This window comes from Parafrankia irregularis (genome assembly GCF_001536285.1).
Lineage (GTDB): Bacteria > Actinomycetota > Actinomycetes > Frankiales > Frankiaceae > Parafrankia > Parafrankia irregularis.
Genome location: NZ_FAOZ01000079.1, coordinates 1 through 1,942, shown reverse-complemented (window position 1 = coordinate 1,942; position 1,942 = coordinate 1). Strand labels below are relative to the sequence as shown.

Annotated in this window: 1 protein-coding gene; it reads left to right on the top strand. The window is 65.1% G+C overall.

Annotated elements, in window-relative coordinates; all coding sequences use genetic code 11:
* Positions 1 to 609 precede the first annotated feature (609 nt).
* On the top strand, positions 610 to 1,863 hold the full coding sequence (ltrA, locus tag AWX74_RS38735; protein ID WP_091287487.1) for a group II intron reverse transcriptase/maturase: 1,254 nt from the start codon (positions 610 to 612) through the stop codon (positions 1,861 to 1,863).
* The last annotated feature ends 79 nt before the right edge of the window (positions 1,864 to 1,942 follow it).

The window sequence follows — 1,942 nt, the reverse complement described above, 5'->3', positions numbered from 1 at the left end:
GAAGGATTTTGGTCTTGCGCCACGAACGGGAAGGGAGAAGCCGATCTTGAGTAGACGGTGATCTTCTGGAGCGGTGCTCCGCGGGTGATGGAGGTGTGGCCCTCCGTGACCACCATGCGGGTGGGGGTCGCAAACCGCCGTCAGCGGCGTCGCCTCAACGGGCGGGGTCGTGAGCGTGACGGAAAAGGCCCGGCGGTGACCGGGTCAGGTGTGGGCCGGGAAGGCGAGCGAAAGCGAACCACTGTGGAAGTGTCGAAATACTCTCAACGTCAGAACCGAGGTTGTGGCCAAGACTTCGGGATAAGTCCGGGAGATACCCGTCTACTGCCCGGGCGGCGTTCGGCATGCAGGTGGCGCGAGTCCGGTCCTGGCTCCCGTGGGGAACGTGGGAACCTTCCGCTCCGGCGTTCTGGTCGGAAACCTTCTCCGGTCGGGTGAGGGAAACCCCGGGCGGCGGAAACCGTGAGGGGCGAGTACCGAATGTGGGAGCGAAGGGGCGGACCTCCTCGTAGTAGTGATGAAGCTCCTGTAATGGGGGTGGAGCGAAGGGGGAGGGCTGTCCGGTGACATCAGTCGGTCAACCGTAGGAAACGGGAGGAGCCGGTCGGCGTGTCACAGCCGAAACCGTTTGATATCGACAAGCGTCTGCTCGTGGAGGCGTTCGAGAAGGTACGAGGCAACAGGGGAGCGGCGGGAGTCGACGAGGTCACGGTGACCGCGTTCGAGGAGAGGCTGAAAGACAACCTCTACAAGACGTGGAACCGGATGTCGTCGGGTACCTACTTCCCGCCGCCGCTGCGTGAGGTCGTGATACCGAAGCCGGAGGGTGGCCAGCGGACGCTGGCGGTACCGACCGTGGCGGACCGGGTCGCGCAGACGGTGGCCGTGCTGGTGCTGGGGCCGAGGACGGAACCGGGTTTCCACCCGGACTCGTTCGGCTACCGGCCGGGACGGTCAGCGCTGGACGCGGTCGCAGTGGCCCGGGAACGGTCCTGGAAATACCCCTGGGTGATCGACCTGGACATTCGGGGGTATTTCGACAGTATTCCGTGGGACAAACTCCTGGCCGCGGTGGACACCTACCTCGACGGGGAGACCCGGTGGGTCGGCCTGTACGTGGAGCGGTGGTTGAAAGCCCCGCTCGTGCGATCCGACGGCACCCCGGTCGAGCGGGTGAGGGGATGCGCCCAGGGTGGTCCTCTTTCTCCCCTGCTGGCGAACATCTTCGGGCATTTCGTGTTCGATCGGTGGATGGCTGGGAACCATCCGGCTGTCCCGTTCGAACGGTACTCCGACGATGTGGTCGTGCACTGCGCGAGTGAGATACAGGCCCGCGCGTTACTCGCCGATATTCGTAGGCGTCTGGCCGAATGTGGCTTGGAACTCAACGAGACCAAGACCCGGATCGTCTACTGCGCGGACGACGGCAGGAAACAGCCCTGGGACGGGCCGACCGGATACGACTTCCTCGGATACACGTTCCAGGGACGCCTGGTCCAGCGGCGCCGCGACGGGAACCTGTTCGTCGGCTTCACCCCGGCGATCAGTAACCAGAACGCCACGAAGGCGCGGCGGGTGATACGCCGGTGGCGGATCCACCGGCGCACGACCTGGACCCTCGAAGACCTGGCATCGGAGATCAATCCGGTGACCAGGGGCTGGATCAACTACTTCGGGGCGTTCCGACGGTCCGCATTGTATCCAGTCCTCTACTCCATCGACCGCTACCTGGTCCGATGGCTGCAACGCAAGTACAGACGGTTCAGGGGACGTCCGGGACGGGCCTGGAGGACACTGCTGGCGATCAAACGCCGCAGACCCACCCTCTTCGCCCACTGGACGCTCTCCACGGCCAGCGGATAGCACGAGCCGGATGACGCGAGAGTGTCACGTCCGGATCTGTGGGGGCCGGCGGGTGAAACCCCCGCCGGCTACCCGGCGT